Consider the following 20,876-nt stretch of genomic DNA (forward strand, 5'->3'; position numbering starts at 1 on the left):
AAATATAATAAGTTAGATGAAAGCGCCTATTAAGAAAAACTTAAAGAAGCGAAGGAAATTTAATTATAAATAGAAAATTGCAATACTTTTGTGAAAAATAAAAACCAATGACACATCAAGATACAATTGTTGCATTAGCAACCGCTTCAGGTAGTGGTGCCATTGCGGTAATTAGACTTTCTGGAAATGATGCGATTACTATTGCTGAGAGCTGTTTTAAATCGGTAACACCAAATAAGTTACTCGGTAAACAGCAAACTCATACTATTCATTTAGGTCATATCGTGGAGGAAGAACGTGTTTTTGATGAAGTTTTAATTTCGGTATTTAAAAATCCAAATTCGTATACTGGCGAAGATGTGGTCGAAATTTCTTGTCATGGTAGTTTATATATTCAGCAAGAGATTATTCAATTATTTCTTCGGAAAGGTTGTCGAATGGCTAATGCAGGAGAGTTTACTTTACGTGCTTTTTTAAACGGAAAATTAGATTTATCACAAGCTGAAGCTGTCGCCGATTTGATTGCTAGTGATAATGAAGCTTCTCATCAAGTAGCGATGCAACAAATGCGTGGTGGGTTTTCTTCGGAAATAGCTAAACTCAGAGAAGAGCTTCTTAATTTTGCTTCGCTCATAGAATTAGAATTAGATTTTGCTGAAGAAGATGTTGAGTTTGCAGATCGCTCTCAGTTTAAAGACTTGGTAGAAAGAATCACCTTTGTTTTAAAACGTTTAATCGATTCGTTTGCCGTTGGGAATGTGATAAAAAACGGAATTCCTGTTGCTATCGTTGGAGAACCAAATGTTGGTAAATCTACATTACTCAATGCTTTGCTTAATGAGGAACGCGCAATTGTTTCAGAAATTGCAGGAACCACACGTGATACGATTGAAGATGAAATTTCAATAGGCGGTATAGGTTTTCGATTTATTGACACAGCTGGAATCAGAGAAACTAAAGATGTTGTTGAAAGTATAGGGATTAAAAAAACATTTGAAAAGATTGATCAGGCTCAGGTCGTAATCTACTTATTTGATGCCGATAAGTTTAAAGCGCAGAGTTCGACATTAAAAGTTGAATTAGAAAAAATCAAAAATAAATATCCACAAAAACCGCTTATTGTCATTGCTAATAAAATTGATAAGGTTGATGATATTTCAATTTCTAAATTACAATCAGAGATTCCGGAAATAAAGTTATTATCAGCAAAAACGGGTTTTGGTGTAGACGAATTAACCAATTCACTGCTCAATTTAATCAATACAGGAGCTTTGCATAATAATGAAACCATCGTCACTAACTCGAGACATTACGATGCCTTGTTAAAGGCTTTTGAGGAAGTTCAAAAAGTGAAGTATGGTTTAGAAACAGGCTTATCGGGTGATTTATTGGCTATCGATATCAGACAAGCTTTATATCATTTTGGTGAAATTACGGGAGAAATCACTAATGATGATTTGTTGGGTAATATTTTTGCTAATTTCTGTATTGGGAAATAGGAGTTACCAAAGTTTTATATATTTGTTTGTTAGTGAATAAGAAACAAAATAGGAGTTGCCTCGTCTTATCGGTAAATTAACTAAATTCTTGAAAATTGCCAATTCCTTCTAAATCCATAGCAGTCTTACCATTTGTTAATATGAGTAGTGATGCCGACAACGACTATTTTTGTGATGGTATAACTGAAGAAATTATTAATGCATTAACAAAAATTGAACACCTTAAAGTTATTGCGAGAACCTCATCTTTTGCTTTTAAAGGTAAAAGTATTGATATTAGGGAAATTGGTAAGCAATTAGAGGTAAATACAATTCTTGAAGGTAGCATTAAAAAATATCAGGAAAGAGTCAGAATTACAGCACAATTAATAGATGTCGAAGATGGCACGCACTATTGGTCAAAAAGGTTTGATCGGGAATTAGTGGATATTTTTGAGTTGGAAGATGAAATTAGTCTTTTGATTGCTGATAAAATCAGGGAAAACTTTGGTCATTTAGAATTTGGAGAGCAGCTGGCCGAACACCCAAATATTTCTACTCAAGCTTATCAAGATTTTTTAAAAGCTAAAAATTTAATTGCTCAGTTTAATAAAGATTCCATTTTAAAGGGAATTACGATCTTAAATCATATAATCGAGGAGTTTCCTAATTTTGCTCTGGCTCATGTCAATATTCATTATGCATATAATAGTATGGCAGCTGGTGGATTGATGCCCGTAAAGGAAGCTTTTGAAATTGGTGAAATTCATCTCAAAAAATCTCACCAGTTAAATGTAAACATCCCAGAAGTATATCATTCATTAGGTTGGGATGCTTTGAATAAAAAATGGGATTTTAAAACCGCTGCTTCTCATCTTAAAAAAGCATTACAATTAAAACCGGGCTATTCTGACGCGCATCAAAAATTATTTATCACATTAATTTTAGAAGGCAACCTCGAAGATGCTAATTTTCATATACTTAAAGCGTATGCATTAGACCCTCTAAATGATTTAAATAATTATTTCATGGGTTACAACGCCTACATCAATAAAGATAGAGAGGCTATTATTACGTATTTTGAAAAATGTTTTGAAATAAACAATAAATTCATTGTAGGTTATGGCATATACGCCTTAGCTCTGGCTTTCCAGAACAGGCCTTACGAAATAATTAGAGTTGCCAATAGTATCCCTGAGATGGAAGGCTCTACAATGGAGCAGTTAATTATGACAACCATCGCGAATTGTTTATTACAAGAAAACTCAAAAGTAGAAACTAACTTAAATTCATTAACACCATTACTCAACTCCGATAGTCGAGAACGCGTTAGATTTTTCTTAATATACATTTACACTTTACTTAAGCAATATGATGATGCTTTAGACTTAATCGATGAAGGTATTATACATAAAGAGCCATTAATGACGCTCCTTAAAGTAGACCCTTTATTAAAACCTTTGCATGCTATTGAACGTTTTAATAAGCAAATACAAACCATTTTTACTTTATCAAATCAAAGTCAGTCGAAAATAGAAGTTGTTGAAAAGCAATTGCTTTCTCAAGATCAAATAGCAGATTATAGACAAGCAATAATGTCTTTAATGGAAGAAGATAAATGCTTTTTGGACACTGCATTATCGTTACGAACTTTAGCCAGTAAAATCAATATCCATCCTAATCATTTGTCATGGTTGCTAAATGCGAGTTTCAAAAAAAACTTCAACGATTTTATAAATTCTTATCGCTTAGCTTATTTTAAATCTATAGCATTAAAACCAGAGTTCAAACATATAACAATACTAGGTTTGGCCTACGATAGTGGTTTTAATTCAAAAAGTGTCTTTAATACCTTTTTTAAGAAAAATGAAGGTATTACGCCAAGTAAATGGGTACAACAACACGCTAATTAGGCTAACTTCTCACTTTCAATTCCGAACGTTCTAAATTATAATTTAGAACGACTCATAACTGTTTGTACAGCAATTTTGCAGTATTAAATAATCAATTAAAAAACATATAGTTATGACCACCTTACACAAACCTTTAATAGTATTTATAATAGCAACAATAATGCTTTTTGTGTCCTGTTCAAGTGATGATGATGCGCATCAACCACTAACTCAGTATACAACGATTGACAATTTATTAACCGAAATCGATTTTCAAGGCTATGCCATTGTCACTAAAAATGGAAACGACTTAGTGCGCCAAGGTTACGGATTAGCAAATCAAGGTACAGCTTTGCCTCAAGATGTTAATCTGGCTTACCGCATAGGTTCTGTTACTAAAACTTTAACAGCAGCAGCTATAATACAGCTAAAGCGTGATGGGTTAATTAGTAGTTTTAATCAAACCTTAAATGAATTTGATCCAGAATTTCCTAACGGTAGTCAAATTACTATTGCTCAGTTATTATCGCATCAATCGGGTATTCCAGATTATCAATTTGTAGTTGAAGATGCCTACGAACAAGGAGTAACCTTGGATGAAGACGATATCTACGAAGTTATTTTAGAAATGATTTCAGAAAACGGTTTCAATTTCGTACCAGGTTCTAATAAACAATATAGCAACTCCAATTTTCTAATCGCTGCGTTATTAATTCAAGAATTAACTCAGATGTCTTACCACGAGTATATTCAGCAAAATATCTTTAATCCGCTAGGAATGGCTGATACCTATAAAGGGACCAATGTGATCAACACTGAAACGCATGCTGAAGGTTATAAAAACGGTAGTATTAATAGTACGTACCCAATGACTATAGCTTTTGGTGTAGGTGATTTTAGTAGCACGCCGAAAGATATGGAAACTTGGACCAACGCCGTGAAGACAAACTGGTTTACAGAGACTGAAAAAGCCGACATATTTGCTGATGATGTACCAAGCGGTTTTGTTGATTTTGGTTTAGGTTGGTTCACCACACAGGAGAGCAACACTACACTATTCTGGCATGGAGGCGATATTAATGGCTATTGGAGTATGATTGGTTTTATACCAGAATATAATGCGACCATAGTCCTGTTAAGTAATCATCAAGACGATACAGGCACACAACGTAACACGATCATTGAACAATTATTAACAAATGCGTTTAATTAAACGGCTTAATACATTCAGAAGTAATGCAACACACCAACGTTTTATTAGCAGGCGCAACAGGCTATCTGGGCAGGCATTTATTAAAGGTTTTAATCGAAAAGCGACATCAGGTAATTGCAGTTGTTCGAAACCCGGATAAATTAATAAATACTAACGAAAGTTATTTAGAAATAAAACAAGCCGAAGTCACAAGACCTGATACGTTAAGAGATATTTGTAAAGGCATAGATACCGTTATTTCTACCGTTGGAATTACAAGGCAAAAGGATGGATTAACCTATATGGATGTCGATTATCAAGCAAATATAAATTTGCTCGAAGAAGCTAAAAAGGCTGGTGTAAAGCACTTTGTGTATGTATCTGCAATTAATGGAGATAAATACCGAAACCTAAAAATCTTTGAGGCCAAGGAAAAATTTGTCGATGCTTTAAAATTTTCAGGGTTAACCTATACCATCGTAAGACCTAATGGTTTTTTTTCCGATATGAAAGATGTTTTACATATGGCTAAATCTGGTCGTGTCTATGTATTCGGATCAGGTCATCAAAAATTTAATCCTATTCACGGTGAGGATTTAGCGACAGCCATTATAGATGCATTAAACGATAAGCCTAAAGAAGTAACTATTGGTGGGCCAGATGTATTAAGTCTTAACACTATTAGTCAGCTTGTATTGACAGCACTTAATAAGCCTGTTAAAATAGTGCATTTGCCGAATTGGTTAAGGAAATTAACGCTTTGGAGTTTAAGAACATTTACCTCTGTTAAAACCTATGGGCCGATTGAATTTTTTCTAACCTTAATGGCAAAAGACAATATAGCACCAACCTATGGCAATCATCATTTAAATGATTATTTTAGAGAAGAAGCCAAAACTATATAAAGCATAAATAGTAATCATATGAAAATTCCAGATCCAGATACTGTGTTTCCGTTATCGCATTATAAGAACCTTTGCTTTCTGAAAAACTATATCAATAATCCTAATATTATTGTAGGGGAATATACGTATTATGATGATTTTGAAGATGTTTCAAACTTTGAAAAAAACGTAAAATATCATTTCGATTTTATAGGTGATAAACTTATTATTGGTAAATTTTGTACGATAGCTTCCAATACTACTTTTATTATGAATGGCGGCAATCATTTAACAGAAGCTGCATCAGCTTATCCGTTTGCCATCTTTGGTGGTGCTTGGGAAAATGCGATGGAAGGCAAAAGTTATCCAAGCAAAGGTGATACAGTTATCGGTAATGATGTGTGGATAGGTCACAACGTAACTATTATGCCTGGTGTTCATATAGGTGATGGTGCTGTCATTGCAGCAAAAGCAGTCGTTACCAAAAACGTTGAGCCTTATACTGTTGTTGGAGGTAATCCTGCAAAACTCATTAAAAAGCGGTTTTCAGAAGCCATTATCATAAAACTTCTACAACTACAATGGTGGGATTGGGATATTGAGCGCATCACAACACATGTTGATAAACTCACTTCTAGACCTGAAGCGTTATTTTAAACCAGAATTCTATAGCTCAAAACTTGGCTTAGCATTATACATGTTAAGCCTTTTTTTATATTCTGTTGTTTTAAATTTCCTAAAATCAGGTATTAGTTCTGAATATCAAAAAGGTTTGAAATCATAATTCAGGACGACGAGCTTTAACTTCTGGCATTTCTTTGCATCATCAAATTATCAATCAAAAACGAATACTTAAATACACATCAAAATGAAAAAACTATTAATCATCAGCTTAACACTTTGTACGTTAAATGTTCTCGCACAACGTAATACAGAATCATTACAATCTAATGATACAGATTTCAAATACAGAATTAGCTTCCCTGCCATTATCTTAGGTAATATTGGTGAAGGCGGCAAAAGAACCAACACGCAACACATTGAATTACATGTAAAACGTGAATTAAATTCAAAAGACATCATTGGTGTGAAATTCGCTACTTGGAGATTATTTCAACCCATGGGGATTCAGTGGTGGGATGGACTTACTGACAAAATAGATTCTGAAACAGAATTTTATCCTGGGTATCTGCGCGAAACAGGTTTAGGAATTTCTTATCAGCGAATGCTATGGAAAGGACTATTCGCTTCAGTAGAAGTGTTACCACAGTACAAAACGTATTTAGACTTAAATAATAAGAAAATAGCAAACGGTTTTAAACTTTATACGTCTTATCACATTGGGTATCATTTTGCTTTTGGGAAAAAGAAACAGTTTTTTATAGAACCTCAATTTCATTGTCAAAACTGGATGATTGACACGAATACACCAGAAGAATTTAAACAATTAGATAACAAATGGAAATCTTATTTCCTTTTTGAACCTAACCTTTATATAGGTGTAAAATTTTAATATAGGTTGAAATAATGATTGTATTCTGCTAATGATTGTAGCAAATTTAATGTTCAAACGTCTCTATATTATATATCAATCAAAAAAATAAATTATGTTTAAAAAATATCGAATAATTAAATGGATACTAAAGAGTCTAGCTGTTATTATAACGATTATCGTTATGATAGGCTTATATATAGCAAGTTTATTACCAGCTGAAGACACCACATTAATTCACAGTAAGGCAAGCGATATATCGTATATTACTAACGATGTGCCTTCTTATCGAGGTAAAATTCTCGCTGTTGTAACGAGTATAGATTCTTTAGGAACAAGCGGAAAGGGAACAGGCTACGAACTTACAGAGTTAGCAAGAGCTTATTATGTGTTTAAAGCTAATGGTTTTGACATTGATATCGCAAGTCCTTTAGGAGGGAAGCCACCTGTAGTTATAGATGATGACGATATGGGGCTTTTTGATTATGCATTTTTGAATGACTCCATTGCGCAATCCAAAACCAATAACAGTTTGTTATTAAAAGACGTAAAACCTGAAGCCTATGAAGCTGTTTACTTTGTTGGAGGAAAAGGAGCGATGTTTGATTTTCCAAATAATAGATTCATTAAAGCACTAATACAAGACTTTCATAAGAATGATAAAGTAATAGGCGCCGTTTGCCACGGACCTGCGGCATTGATCAATGTAACCTTAGAAAATGGGGAATCATTTTTAAAAAATAAACAAGTAAGCGGTTTTACCAATAAAGAAGAACTGTTACTAATTCCCAAAGCAGCATCCATATTTCCATTCTTATTACAAGACAAATTAATAGATCAGGGAGCTGAATTTAATGAAGGTATTATGTATCTAGAAAAAATCAGTCATGATCATAATTTAATTACAGGACAAAATCCGTGGTCAGTATGGGTGTTGGCCGAAACTATGGTAAGACAATTGGGATATACACCAAAGTCAAGAACAATAACAGCTGAAGAAAATGCTGTTAAAGTTTTATACACTTACGCTATCAAAGGTAAAGATAAATCTAAAGAAGAAATTAAGCAGATCATTGCAGATAATAAACAATCTATTTCAAGAGAATTACTAATTAGTCATAGTGCTATTTCAGTATTACAAGGTGATTTAGGAAAATTTTACAATCTTATACGTTTAGCGTCTTATGCTAAAGACATTGAATCTAATACATAGAAAATTATGAGAACACTAGTGATAAGCCTATGTTTTTTGACAAACCTCCTTTTTAGCCAGCAAACTATAGAAAAGGACATTAGGAACTTGTTAAATACCGAATTAGAAAAAGATAACATTAAAAGTAGTTTGTTGCATGTATATTCTAAATCTAAAGGCATCAATATTCAGCTGGCTGAAAGTTCGAAAGACACTATAAAGACGAACAGTCCTTTTTATACGGCAAGTATAACCAAAATGCTAACAGCAACGTCTATTGGTATTTTAAAAGATCAAAAGAAGTTGAGTTTTGAAGATAAAATCCGTAATTACCTGCCAGAGTCAATTATTAATAAGCTTCATGTCTTTCAAGGAAAAGAGTATTCAGACGTACTAACAATTGCACATTTATTGCAGCATACTTCGGGCTTGCCAGACTATTTCACAGATAGTACAATTGATGAAAGCCCAAACATCATCAATCAATTACTCATGGATACTCATAAGTCTTGGTCGGCTCAAGAAATGATTCAGTTTACTAAAGCAAAGATGAAGCCTCATTTTGTTCCTGGAGAAGGTTATCATTATACAGATACAGAATATGTGCTTTTAGCCTTAATTACTGAAAACATAAGTGGTCTGCCTTTAAGTCAATTCTTTCAGAAAAATATTTTTCAACCATTAAAAATGAATGGAGCTTATGTTAATTTAAAATCATCAGCAAAGGACCATGAATTGCCAATGGCTAAATTTTATGTTGGCGACATAGAATTATCTTCTATTCAAAGTTTAAGTGCCGATTGGGGCGGCGGAGGCCTAGTAGCAACAACTCAAGATTTGATTAATTTTTTTGAAGCCTATAATAATGATAAAATTATACATAAGAAGACGCGTATAGCCATGCAAAATTGGGTTGATGAAACAGTAGGAATGAAATACGGCTTCGGAATACGACAGGTAGCTATTAAAGATATATTGTCTAGTGATACAGATTTGCAACTCATTGGGCATACAGGTAGTACAGCAGCGTTCTTATGGTACTGTCCGAAATTAGATACTTATATCGCAGGAACTTTAAACCAATTAGAAGCATCAAAAGATGCGCTGAATTTGGTTTTTGAAGTGCTTAAGATTATAGAAAATAACTAGTATGAACACATGTCAAAAATACACAATCAACAGATTGTTGTATAGCAGGTCATAAAATATTTGTCTGGTGTGAATAACAAATGATTACAAATGTGATGCATTAATACTTATTCTAATCAGCACTATATCACACTTTATTTATAAATCGTGAAACAAAACAGAGAATCACCCATCTAAGTAATAGTCGTCATAAATTTTTAAAGTTGTTAATTCGTTCAAAATTCACAATAGCCTTACCATTTGTTAATATGAGTAATGGTCTTGACAATTAGTGTTTCTATGATAGATTAACAGAAGAAATTATCAATGCTTTAGCAAGAATAAAAGGCCTTTTATGATTCTTTTCAAAGTTGATAACAGTTTTTATTCTTAAAGTAGAACTTTTTAATTCTGTAGTCCACTCAACTTTTATCAAAAAAAATAAATGAAAATGTAGAAATATAAACTAAAAAGGATCAAGAACTTATAGGAAATCTACAATTCATCATTTTAAATCAACAGTTCGGTTATTCAACTTCATAATTACCTTTTTTTTATAGGAAATTTGCACTGCAATTAAAAACATCATTAATCAAAATAACAATCAAAAAACGAACAATTATGACATCAATTAAAATGAAAAATAGATTTATTATGCTATTTGCATTGGTAATCCTTAGTGCTTGTAATGAGAAAGCTAAATCAGGTATGACTCAACAACCAATACTAGCCGATTATGCTATTGGAGAAACATGGGTGTGGAAGTATAAAGGCGTGACCACCGAAGGAGAGGTGAGATCTGAAGGAACAGACACTCGAGAAATCATAGAAGTTAACGGTGAGTTACATATAACTATCGGCAAAGACACTATCCCTGTTGCAGACATTGTAAAGCCTGAAGACAGCAAGACGCCAAAGTACGATTGGCCGCTTAAAGAAGGGAAAAAGTGGGTATATGAAGAACACTGGACCAGTCAAGATGGCACTACAGGAAAACAAAAACTGAACGCTGAAGTATTGTCCTATAAAGAAGAAACAGTAGAAGCTGGAACTTTTATGGCATATACGATTCATTATAATGGTAATATCACAAATTCCAGAGGTTATAATGCAGTTGTAGATGAGGTTTGGTTGTATGCGCCTAAGGTTAAAAACTTTATTAAGCTAACGCAAAAGCAAGATGATTTTGTGTATAATGAAGAGCTCGTTGAGTATGTAAACTAGTAATCTATGCTAAAACAAGTTAGCTTAAGATGAGATTAATATTAAAATGCGAATATTCTAGTTTTAGCTAGTTTGATAAGAGGTGTTAACTTAAGTAATTACGCTGTTGTTAGTTGATTTTCACTTTTGTTAAGGATATAAAACACTTACCATATGTTACAATTACATGTAAAGTCAATTAATCATGATTATTTTTTAATAGCATGGCAGCTTTATAATGAGGCTTTTCCTAAACATGAAAGACGATCATTACAAAGTCAATCTAAGCTTTTCGAAAATCCAGATTATAGATTTTACGTGTTTATAGAGGATGATATGCTTATTGGGTTTATGCTGTGGTGGAATTTTAAAGATTTCCGATACATCGATCATTTTGCTGTAACTAAATCAAAAAGGAATAATGGTTTTGGAGCCAAAATTTTAAAAGCATTTATAAAAGGAAATTCTAAACCTACTTTATTAGAAGTTGAATTACCAGATAACTTAATTGATAATAGACGTATTAAGTTTTATGAACGATTGGGTTTTAAATTAAATCTGCATGAGTATAAAGTACCATCAAGCATTGATGATAGTAAAATAGATTTATTGGTTATGACGTATCCTAAATTGATATCTAAAGAAAATCTGTGCAAATTCGTGTTTAATAATCACCCGATTATTTTTAAGACGTTTTGATAATTGTAATGAGTTCTGGTTCTTAAAGTAGAACTTTAAATTCTTCCAATCACTCTACTTATAAAAGTAATATATAATGACGTAAACAATGAATAAAATGAAAACTAAAAACAGTAAAAATGGTATTAGAGTCGCAATCGGTGTAATTTTTGGGGTGCTCGTAGGTGTGTTTACTTCTAATTTAGCATTATGGCTACCAATAGGGATTGCTGTTGGAGCAGGATTAGAATATACATCTCAAGAAAGCCAAAATAACAATAGTGAACATTAATATTTGCTGAAATTATCATTCTGTTTCAATACTAGATTTTACTTGTAGAGTAAACGCGTTAAGTGGTTTTATTACAGAAATAATATCAGACGTTATAAATAATCTACAAGTCATCACTTTAAATCAACAGTTCGGTTATTCAACTTTATAATTACCTTTTTTTTATAGGAAATTTGCACTGCAATTAAAAACATCATTAATCAAAATAACAATCAAAAAAAACAATTATGACATCAATTAAAATCAAAACAATCAAAAAACAACTTTTATTAAGAATGGCTTGTGTTGCCTTTGCATTAGTATCAAGTATCACATACGCACAAAACACAAATCAAGAAACAACAACACAAAGAGAGGGTTTCATCTTTGAGTTCGCAGTAGGAGGAGGTATCATCAGTATAGAAGATAGTGCGGGCATTCAAACGTTCGATAAATCTCAAGGAACATTCGTTTTTCCAGATTTAAAGTTTGGCCATATGTTAAATGAAAAACTCGCCATTACTATTTCTATGCCAGGAAACATCTACGAATTTCAAGATAACGACAGGCACTTTGGAGGGTTTATTCCATCGCTGCAATATTGGGTAAAAGATCGCTGGTGGATTCATGGAGGCATTGGTCTAGCCATAGATGCGCCAGCACTATACGATATTAAAGACGATGTAAATGACGATTGGAACTTTGGTTGTGCTGTTATGGCAAGTACAGGCTACGAATTTTACAAGAAGAAAAACTTTGCACTTAATGTTCAGTCTAAATTAGTGTTTGGTCGTGCGTCTTTAGATGGAGATGCGCACAGAGATGCAGTAATCTTTAATGTAGGATTAGGGTTTAGTTGGTTGTAAGCTTCAACCCGAATTAAGCAATAGGTTATGTATTACATCAATCGGGTTTTATTTCAATAATGAACAAAATGAAAACACTAAAAATTAATCTATTGCAATATATTCTATTGTTATGTGCCATTAGTGCAAAACTGTAACAATTAATCTGTTACATAGTCAGAACTAATAAAATTAAATAATTTATGATTGTAAATACAGAACAGAAAAATTTAATTAAGACCGCTAGAATAACTGGCTTATGGTATTTAATGATGGCTATTACAGGAATTCTTGGGTTTATGGTCTTTCATTCTCAAATATTTGTCTCTGGTAATCCTGAACAAACGCTAACAAATTTAGTAGAATTAGAATCTACAGCAAGAATTAGGTTGCTATTAGAGTTTGTTATAGTAATATCACAAGCACTTACCGCAGTTTGGTTTTTCAAATTATTTAAAGATAATTACGAATGGGAAGCTTGGACTCTAGGTATATGGGGAATTGTAAATGCTTTAGCCATAATGATAAGTGCAATTTCAATCGCCTCAGCAATAGGTATTGCAAATTCTGATATAAGTGCTGTGGAAGACAAAGTTTTACTAATTAGGGTTTTTCAAAATATAATTTCAAATGCTTGGGGTATTGGCAGCCTATTTTTTGGTTTATGGTTATTTCCCATGGGATACATAGTTATCAAATCTAAAAGATTGCCTATTTGGTTAGGAAGAGTTATCATTTTAGGAGGTATAGGCTATCTAATTTCTACAGTTATACACTACGCCGGAATAGATTTTAGCTTCAATAGATTTCTTACTCTACCTGCAACCATTGGTGAGTTTTGGATGATTGGTTATTTGCTAATTTTTGGAATAAGACCTAATAATGGAGTGAAATTAAATGGAAACTTAAAATAATGCTGAATGTCGAACATAATAAAAAAAATGTCACAAGTTGCAGCAGAATATTTATATGACTAAAATGAAAACATTAAAAAATTATCTATTACTATTTCTTCTATTGCTATGTTCTATTAGTATAGCGCAAACCAAAATAATGTCGTTTGAGAATGTAATGTAATACCAATGACCAGTGTTAAGTATTCAAATACTTTGGCAAATGCTATGGAACTCAACACAGGTAAAGTTTGCAGCCACAGGTATGAAAAAAACTAAAGATTTAAAACGATTATTGAACGATCTGGTGCGCTTTTTTAGTGAACATAAATTGCATACCAATATAGATTGTACCTATGGTTTGTTAGAAATCGCAAAGGCCCATCAATATCTCGAAACGGGTCGTAAAGTTGGTAATGTAGTTATTATCAATCCATAAATAATCAATCAAAAAATGAACAGTATATGCTTTTTAAATCACAAGAAGGAAAAGAAAAAATCCTAACCCTTTACAATCAAAAGTTAAGGGAGCTGAATATTGAATATTCAGAGAACACCATTGACACAAAGTTTGGACTCACTAATGTCATACGTGTTGGTGATACTAATTTACCACCTTTACTATTAATACATGGAACTGGTGGCTGTGCGCCTCAAATTTTAGATTCCTTCCCTAATTTGTCGTCAACCTATTGTGTGTATGCAATTGATGTACTGGCTCAACCCAATAAAAGTGCCGAAAACAGATTAGATATGAAATCTTTAGATTATGGAAAATGGCTTATAGAAGTCATCATAAAACTAAGACTCAAAGAAGTAACCTTGGTTGGGTTTTCATTTGGTGGCTTTATCAGTTTAAAAGCCTTAGAATTTAACGAAACACCAATAAAGCAAGTATTCTTAATTGCACCTGTTTATATCGTAAATGGCAACCCGATTCTAAATGTGTGGCACATGTTTATTCCTTTAAAAAAGTTCATGAAAACTAATAATCAAGCGTATATAAAAAAAGTAATGGATGTCCTTTTTTCTGAATATGATGAGTTTGCATTAAACTACATGTCAAATACGTTTCTAAACTGTAATATGGATTTTTCACCGTTGCCTGTAATATCAAAAAAATCAGCAAAACAAATAAAAACACCAATCACCATTTTCGCTGCTGAAAAAGACATCATGTTTCCAGGTAAAAAGATGATAAAAAGAGCCAAGCAACTATTTACTGCTTTAGAAGAAGTGGTTTTACTAAAAGGATCTAAACATGTTCCAAGTGTAAAAGACTTTAAAGCAATTGAAGAACTAATTATTGATAAAAGCGAATAGTATACTAATTACTCAATAAGTTTTACTTTCTGTATTGTGAAATAGTAATAAATTTCATTGTAGAGGTAAATTAATAGTATGTAGAGGTAATAATCCACAAATAATGTTACCATACAAAAGTTGTATATTGTACTCAATTCATGATACAACTTATAAATGTTAGCATACCGAAACGTATTGGTTTTTCTTTTCTTTACAGTATTTAATCTTGTAATATCTCAGGAATTACCACCTATACAAAACTTTACCACAGAAGATTATGTTGCTGAAAATCAAAACTGGTCCATTAGTCAAGGTGACGATCAGTATATCTATGTAGCTAATAACTTAGGACTTTTAGAATATAATGGTGCTAAATGGCAATTGTATGAATCTCCCAATAAAACAGTTCTCAGGTCTATTGAAACGGTTGGTAATCGCATTTATACAGGAGGTTATATGGAGTTTGGATACTGGGAACGAAACAATCTCGGATCTCTTGAGTACACATCTTTATCCCAAAAAATTGATGTTAGCCTTGTAGAAGATGAGCAATTTTGGAACATCATCGCATTAGATGGCTGGATTTTATTTCAGTCTTTAAATCGAATTTATATTGTTAATTCTTCAGACTTATCAGTTAAAACAATCGATTCAGAAACAGAATTATCTAAAATGATCATTGCTGATGACGTCTATTTTCAGAAAAAAGGGATTGGATTATTTAGAATCGTTAATGGTAAAGCTGAAATAGTTTCTGATGATTCAATTCTAAAATCGAATACGATTGTTAATGCTTTTCGTCTTGATGATATTTTTTTAATTCAAACACAAGAACGTGGTTTTTTTATTTTAAATGCTGAAGGATTACAACCATGGGATATTCCAGCAAATGAAGTGTTACTTAAAACCAGTGTGTTTAGTAGCCTTAAACTTAAAAATGATTCGTTTGCCATCGGAACAATTTCTGAAGGTATTATTTTAATGACTCCTGAAGGAGAAATTAGTTATACAATAAATCAAGTTAATGGTTTAATTAACAACACCGTTTTGTCAATTTATCAAGATAAAAATCAAAATATTTGGTTGGGTCTTGATAATGGTATCAGTTTTATAGACCTGACTTCTCCATATCATATATATAAAGATGTAAGTGGTAAATTAGGAACTGTATATGCATCTCTAGCCATTAATGGTACGCTCTATTTAGGAACTAATCAAGGATTGTTTTACAGAAAAAGAAATTCACTTGATGAATTTAAAATGATTAATGGAACTAACGGACAAGTTTGGGCTTTGAGTTATATAGACGGGAAATTATTTTGTGGTCATAATAAAGGCACAATGGTTATCGAAAATTATAATGTTACGACTACGATTAGCGATGCCATAGGGACTTGGGGTTTTAAACGTATTCCTAATACATCTCATTTAATTTTGCAAGGAAATTTTAACGGACTTAATGTCCTAGAAAAAAACAATGGTACTTGGACCTACAGAAATAAAATTGAAGGAATTGACATTTCCAGCCGGTTTTTTGAATTTGCAAATAATAAACTTTATGTAAATCATGAATTGAAAGGCCTCTACGAATTAAAAATTGATAGTAATTACCAATACGTAGAAGATATTGCACGAATAGATGGTATTTATAATGGTGTAGGTTCTAATGCTCTAAAATACAACGGAGAATTAATTTATGTGTCCTCTGAAGGTGTGTTTAAACAATACGAAAACAAAAAGTTCAAGATTGATACTATGTTTTCGGCGTTGTTTAAACCCTTTAAAAGGTTAACTACAATGATGAATGTTAATGGTGAAGACAATTTGGTCTGGAGGTATGCCGATAATAATATTGCTTTTATTTCCTACGGAGACATGAGCGAAAAGCCTAATATTGAGTTGTTTCCAGTATCTAGTTCTATAACGAATGTTGTTTCAGGTTTTGAAAATGTAACAAAAATTGATAGCGATGAATATTTAGTGGGTGGATATAATGGTTACTTGCTCATTAATGATAAAATCCCTGCACCAAAAAAAGAGTTTGATATGGTTATCAATAGTATTGAAGCTCATGAAATAGACCAGCCAAAAGACCGTTTAGATCCTGCAATTGAAGAGACTTTTAGTAACAAAAAAAATAATATAAGTTTTGATTACAGTTTTGCTAATTATGGAGAAATTATAGAAAATCAATATCAGTACCAGCTTTTAGGTCTGTCTGATAATTGGTCTGATTGGTCGGCAAACCCATCTCATAAATTTGAAAATTTGCCTTTCGGAACCTATACATTTAACGTGAGAGGCAAAGCAGGTAACACAGTAACAAAAAATATCGCATCCTATACATTTACTATTAAACGGCCGTTGTTGCTATCTAATTTGGCAATTGCATTATATATCTTATCTGTAGTAATCATACTATTGATCATTCACTATTATTATCGAAAATACTATAGAAATCAGCAACAAAAAGTTATTGAGAAGTCAAAACGAGAATTGGAAGTTAGAGAATTAGAAAATGCTCAAAAACTCATGGCCTTAAGAAATGAACAATTGCAACAAGACATAGATAATAAAAATAGAGAGTTGGCAATATCTACCATGAGCCTAATAAAAAAGAATGAGTTTTTAAATAGTATCAAAGATGAATTAAAGAATACTGAGCCTACAAAAGGCTTAAACCCAGTAATAAAAATTATTGATAAAAATCTAAATAATACTGATGATTGGAAGTTTTTTGAAGAAGCTTTTAATAATGCAGATAAAGATTTTCTCAAAAAAGTTAAAGCGAAGCACTCTACTTTAACACCTAACGATTTAAAACTTTGTGCGTATCTCAGACTCAATTTATCGTCAAAAGAAATAGCACCTTTGCTTAATATTTCACCTAAAAGTGTAGAGGTTAAACGTTATCGATTGAGAAAAAAAATGAACTTACCGCATGAATCTAGCTTAACAAATTATATTCTTGAAATTTAGCAACTATACATTTAACAATTTTGCCTATACATTACCACTACATTTGTACTATACGACATACTACAACGATGTAAATTGATATTTGATATAGGCTTGAATCCCTTTAAAAAACAGTCCTTTTTTGTTAATTTTATATAATTTAGTGCAATTTATTGCGATGTATATTTTTTGTATGGGTATTTTTTATTGATTTCGTAAATAGATGTAATAAGTTTACACTATAACAAACAAATCAATATGACAACAAAAATTTTTTCCTTAATCTTTTTAGTATTTACTTCTTTTGCATTTAGTCAGGAAGTTGATGTTAGAGGAACAGTAACAGATCAAGTCTCTGGCGAACCCTTGCCAGGTGTAAACATTCTTGTCAAAGGAACTTCTATTGGAGCTTACACAGATTTTGATGGTAATTTTGAAATTAAAAATATCCAAGTAAATTCAGTTTTAGTTTTTACCTATGTAGGATTTAAAGACCAGGAAGTCATTGTTAAAAATGATGAACCACTTTCCGTTAGATTAATACAAGATTCAGAGTCATTAGACGAGGTCGTTATTATTGGATATGGATCGCAACGAAAAGAATTAGTCACTGGAGCGTATTCAAGTATTGATGCAGAAAGTATCGTTGAAACTAATCCTACCAGAATTGAAGAAGCATTAAAAGGAAGCGCTGCTGGTGTTCAGGTTAATGCAAATTCTGGTTCTCCTGGTGCAGCTCTTAACATTCGAATTAGAGGTATTACTACCAATGGTGACAATTCACCGCTAGTAATTGTAGATGGTGTAAATATCGGAAACGATTTAAGTATTATTGACCCTAATGATATCGAAAAAATGGATATCATTAAAGATGCAAGTTCGGCAATTTATGGTGTACAAGGTGCAAATGGTGTTATTCTGATTACTACAAAATCGGGTAAGAAAAACCGAAAAACGAAATTCTCATACAATTCGTATTATACAATTCAGGAAGCCGACAATCAAATTGATTTGCTTAATAATTACGAATACGCAGTATATGTAAATGAAACCGAAGCGGCAGATGGTAATCCAATACCATATCCTAACCTTCAGAATATAGAAAACAATACCGATTGGCAAGACGAATTATTCGAACGTGCGCCAATGTTTAATCACAATCTGAGTATTACTGGTGGATCTGAAACGACATCCTACGGTTTTAGCGCAAGTTATTTTGCTCAGGATGGTGTTATCGCTAGTGATAAATCTAATTATAAGCGATGGACGATTAAAAACAACTTGGGTGTAGATGTTACTGAAAAATTAAGGTTGAATACATTTTTACTGTATACCAATATTAGAAGTAAAGCAATTCCTGAAGGCGGAAGAGGTTCAGCGCTATATTATGCTTTAAACGCATCTCCATTAACTCCTGTATTTGATGATTCTACTCCTGCTAATATTTCAGGAGGTTATGCTTTTATCGGACAAGAGCAAGGAAATGAAATTATCAATCCACTAGCACTTATTAATAACACGTATAACGAAGGTTATGCAGATCGTTTTACTGGTAAAGTAGAGTTAGAATATGATATTATTGATAACTTAAAAGCAACATCAAGGTTTAATTTTAATTATTCAGACTTTGGTGGACGATCGTATTTTCCTCTACAATACTACGGATTAGGAAAAGTGGTAAATAATGTACAGTTGGATGCTAACAACCCTGAAGCATTTGATCTCGATAGAAATGATGATGGTATCAGAGACTTGTATAGTACTGTGGCAGAAAACTCACAACATGCTTTCGATTATACTTGGGAAAATTTTGTTGATTACAGCAAAACGTTTAATGACAAACATAATTTCAACGTCTTATTAGGAACATCTATTAGAAGCGAAATTTATAAAGGATTTTTTGGTTCGGGACCTTTAAATAGCGGACCAGATACGTGGTCAAACGCTTATTTAGGAAATACAAACTCTATCATTCAGGTTGTTGATGACGAGGTTACGTCAAGTTTAGTTACTGCTGCCGATGGTAGAAATGAAAACAGATGGTATTCTTTCTTCGGACGTATTCAGTATGATTACGAAGGAAAATATATATTATCAGCAATGGTTAGACGTGATGCTTCTACTAAATTCGGACCTAATAACAGAGTTGGTAACTTTCCATCGATTTCAGCAGGTTGGCTAGTGTCTAACGAAGAGTTTTTTGATGTAAATTTTATTAATAAACTTAAAGTTAGAGGAAGCTGGGGAATCACTGGTAACGATAAAATAGGTAACTTTAGATGGTTAGGTCTTTTACAAGGAACTTCAGGCGAAGCTACTTATCCTTTTGATGATTTATTATCTTTTGGAAACGCTGTTGGTGCTTTAGCTAACCCAGATTTAAAATGGGAAACCAATACGCAAACAAATATTGGTGTTGACTTAGGTCTATTTGATAATAAGTTAAACTTAACGGTTGATTATTATAAGAAAACAACAGAAGATTTATTATTAGTTCCTGAGGTTTCAGGAATCTTAGGATCGACAGCTGGTGGTAGTTCAGCACCTTTTGTAAATGCTGGTACTATCGAAAATAAAGGTATTGATCTTAGTATCAATTACAGTCACGATTTTAATGAGGATTTTAATATTAGTGTGGGTTATACTCTTACAAGTATTAAAAATAAAGCGCTTAAAGTTAATAATGCTGCAGGATTTATTCCTGGAGGTCTTTTCGGATTAAATCAAACGACATCACGATTCCAGACGGGATTGCCAATTGGTGTGTTCTACGGACTTAAGATGGATGGCATCTACCAGAATCAGGCAGAGATTGATGCGCTTAACACAGATACAAATAACGATGGTGTTATTGATGGATTGGATGCACCTTTTCAGGCGAATGCAAGTCCTGGAGATATACGATATGTTGATGTAGATGGTGATGGCGTTATTGAATACGGAAGTAGTGATGACCAGACAGTTATTGGTAATCCTATTCCAGATTATACGATGGGCTTTAATTTAAATATCAATTATAAAAGTATTGATTTCGGAACATCATTATATGCTTCAATAGGTAACGACATTGCACGTAGTTATGAACGATTTTTAACTTATAGTAATAAGCCAAACTTTTATTTAGATAGATGGACAGGTGAAGGGACTTCAAATACGGTACCTCGTGCATCAAATACGGCATCTAATAACTATTTGTTTTCATCATTCTTCGTTGAAGATGGTTCGTATTTAAGAATTCAAAATGTTCAGTTAGGCTACTCGCTACCTCAAGCGATATCAGAAAAATTAAACCTAGATAAATTTAGAATTTATGTCGCTGTAAATAACCTATACACATTTACAAAATATAGAGGATACAATCCAGATGTATCAAACGCCAGTCCGTTAGGAGCAGGTGTTGATCTTGGACAATATCCTCAAACAAGAACTTTTACAACAGGTATCAATGTTTCATTTTAATTTAAG

General features: G+C 32.6%; 17 protein-coding genes. All 17 read left to right on the top strand.

Features of this window, described 5'->3' with window-relative positions; all coding sequences use genetic code 11:
- The first annotated feature begins 107 nt into the window (after window positions 1–107).
- The 17 genes from mnmE (at window position 108) to H7350_RS10265 (ending at window position 20,870) form a co-directional block, all read left to right on the top strand.
- Window positions 108–1,499, top strand: a complete 1,392-nt coding sequence (gene mnmE, locus H7350_RS10185; RefSeq protein ID WP_204345809.1) for a tRNA uridine-5-carboxymethylaminomethyl(34) synthesis GTPase MnmE — start codon at window positions 108–110, stop codon at window positions 1,497–1,499.
- 95 nt (window positions 1,500–1,594) lie between these two features.
- Window positions 1,595–3,391 carry a helix-turn-helix domain-containing protein gene (locus H7350_RS10190; RefSeq protein WP_235989322.1) on the top strand — a complete coding sequence of 599 codons (1,797 nt, stop codon included), beginning with the start codon at window positions 1,595–1,597 and terminating at the stop codon, window positions 3,389–3,391.
- Window positions 3,392–3,503: 112 nt separating this feature from the next.
- Window positions 3,504–4,583 (top strand): serine hydrolase domain-containing protein, encoded by a 1,080-nt coding sequence (locus H7350_RS10195; protein WP_204345810.1) that lies wholly within the window; start codon window positions 3,504–3,506, stop codon window positions 4,581–4,583.
- Window positions 4,584–4,606: 23 nt separating this feature from the next.
- Window positions 4,607–5,467 (top strand): SDR family oxidoreductase, encoded by an 861-nt coding sequence (locus H7350_RS10200; RefSeq protein ID WP_204345811.1) that lies wholly within the window; start codon window positions 4,607–4,609, stop codon window positions 5,465–5,467.
- Window positions 5,468–5,485: 18 nt separating this feature from the next.
- A complete protein-coding gene (locus H7350_RS10205; RefSeq protein ID WP_204345812.1) occupies window positions 5,486–6,103 on the top strand; it encodes a CatB-related O-acetyltransferase in 618 nt (205 codons plus the stop codon).
- A gap of 211 nt (window positions 6,104–6,314) precedes the next feature.
- Window positions 6,315–6,959 carry a hypothetical protein gene (locus H7350_RS10210; RefSeq protein WP_204345813.1) on the top strand — a complete coding sequence of 215 codons (645 nt, stop codon included), beginning with the start codon at window positions 6,315–6,317 and terminating at the stop codon, window positions 6,957–6,959.
- 94 nt (window positions 6,960–7,053) lie between these two features.
- Window positions 7,054–8,151, top strand: a complete 1,098-nt coding sequence (locus H7350_RS10215) for a type 1 glutamine amidotransferase domain-containing protein (RefSeq protein ID WP_204345814.1) — start codon at window positions 7,054–7,056, stop codon at window positions 8,149–8,151.
- Window positions 8,152–8,187: 36 nt separating this feature from the next.
- On the top strand, window positions 8,188–9,279 hold the full coding sequence (locus H7350_RS10220) for a serine hydrolase domain-containing protein (protein ID WP_235989323.1): 1,092 nt from the start codon (window positions 8,188–8,190) through the stop codon (window positions 9,277–9,279).
- 600 nt (window positions 9,280–9,879) lie between these two features.
- On the top strand, window positions 9,880–10,482 hold the full coding sequence (locus H7350_RS10225) for a hypothetical protein (RefSeq protein WP_235989324.1): 603 nt from the start codon (window positions 9,880–9,882) through the stop codon (window positions 10,480–10,482).
- Window positions 10,483–10,635: 153 nt separating this feature from the next.
- Complete coding sequence (locus H7350_RS10230) at window positions 10,636–11,160, top strand: GNAT family N-acetyltransferase (protein WP_204345816.1); 525 nt, start codon at window positions 10,636–10,638, stop codon at window positions 11,158–11,160.
- Window positions 11,161–11,257: 97 nt separating this feature from the next.
- Entirely contained in the window at window positions 11,258–11,431 is a 174-nt protein-coding gene (locus H7350_RS10235; protein ID WP_204345817.1) for a glycine zipper domain-containing protein, read from the top strand.
- A gap of 227 nt (window positions 11,432–11,658) precedes the next feature.
- On the top strand, window positions 11,659–12,276 hold the full coding sequence (locus H7350_RS10240) for a hypothetical protein (protein ID WP_204345818.1): 618 nt from the start codon (window positions 11,659–11,661) through the stop codon (window positions 12,274–12,276).
- Window positions 12,277–12,458: 182 nt separating this feature from the next.
- Entirely contained in the window at window positions 12,459–13,169 is a 711-nt protein-coding gene (locus H7350_RS10245; RefSeq protein WP_204345819.1) for a DUF4386 domain-containing protein, read from the top strand.
- A gap of 202 nt (window positions 13,170–13,371) precedes the next feature.
- The gene (locus tag H7350_RS10250) at window positions 13,372–13,587 is read left to right on the top strand and encodes a zinc-binding dehydrogenase (protein WP_204345945.1); all 216 of its coding nucleotides are present in this window, start codon (window positions 13,372–13,374) and stop codon (window positions 13,585–13,587) included.
- 26 nt (window positions 13,588–13,613) lie between these two features.
- The gene (locus tag H7350_RS10255) at window positions 13,614–14,471 is read left to right on the top strand and encodes an alpha/beta fold hydrolase (protein ID WP_204345820.1); all 858 of its coding nucleotides are present in this window, start codon (window positions 13,614–13,616) and stop codon (window positions 14,469–14,471) included.
- Between the two features lie 156 nt (window positions 14,472–14,627).
- Window positions 14,628–17,432: a triple tyrosine motif-containing protein gene (locus H7350_RS10260; RefSeq protein ID WP_204345821.1), complete on the top strand. Its 2,805-nt coding sequence runs from the start codon at window positions 14,628–14,630 to the stop codon at window positions 17,430–17,432.
- A gap of 237 nt (window positions 17,433–17,669) precedes the next feature.
- Window positions 17,670–20,870 carry a SusC/RagA family TonB-linked outer membrane protein gene (locus H7350_RS10265; RefSeq protein WP_204345822.1) on the top strand — a complete coding sequence of 1,067 codons (3,201 nt, stop codon included), beginning with the start codon at window positions 17,670–17,672 and terminating at the stop codon, window positions 20,868–20,870.
- Window positions 20,871–20,876 lie beyond the last annotated feature (6 nt).

This window comes from Psychroserpens algicola, from assembly GCF_014526325.1.
Lineage (GTDB): Bacteria > Bacteroidota > Bacteroidia > Flavobacteriales > Flavobacteriaceae > Psychroserpens > Psychroserpens algicola.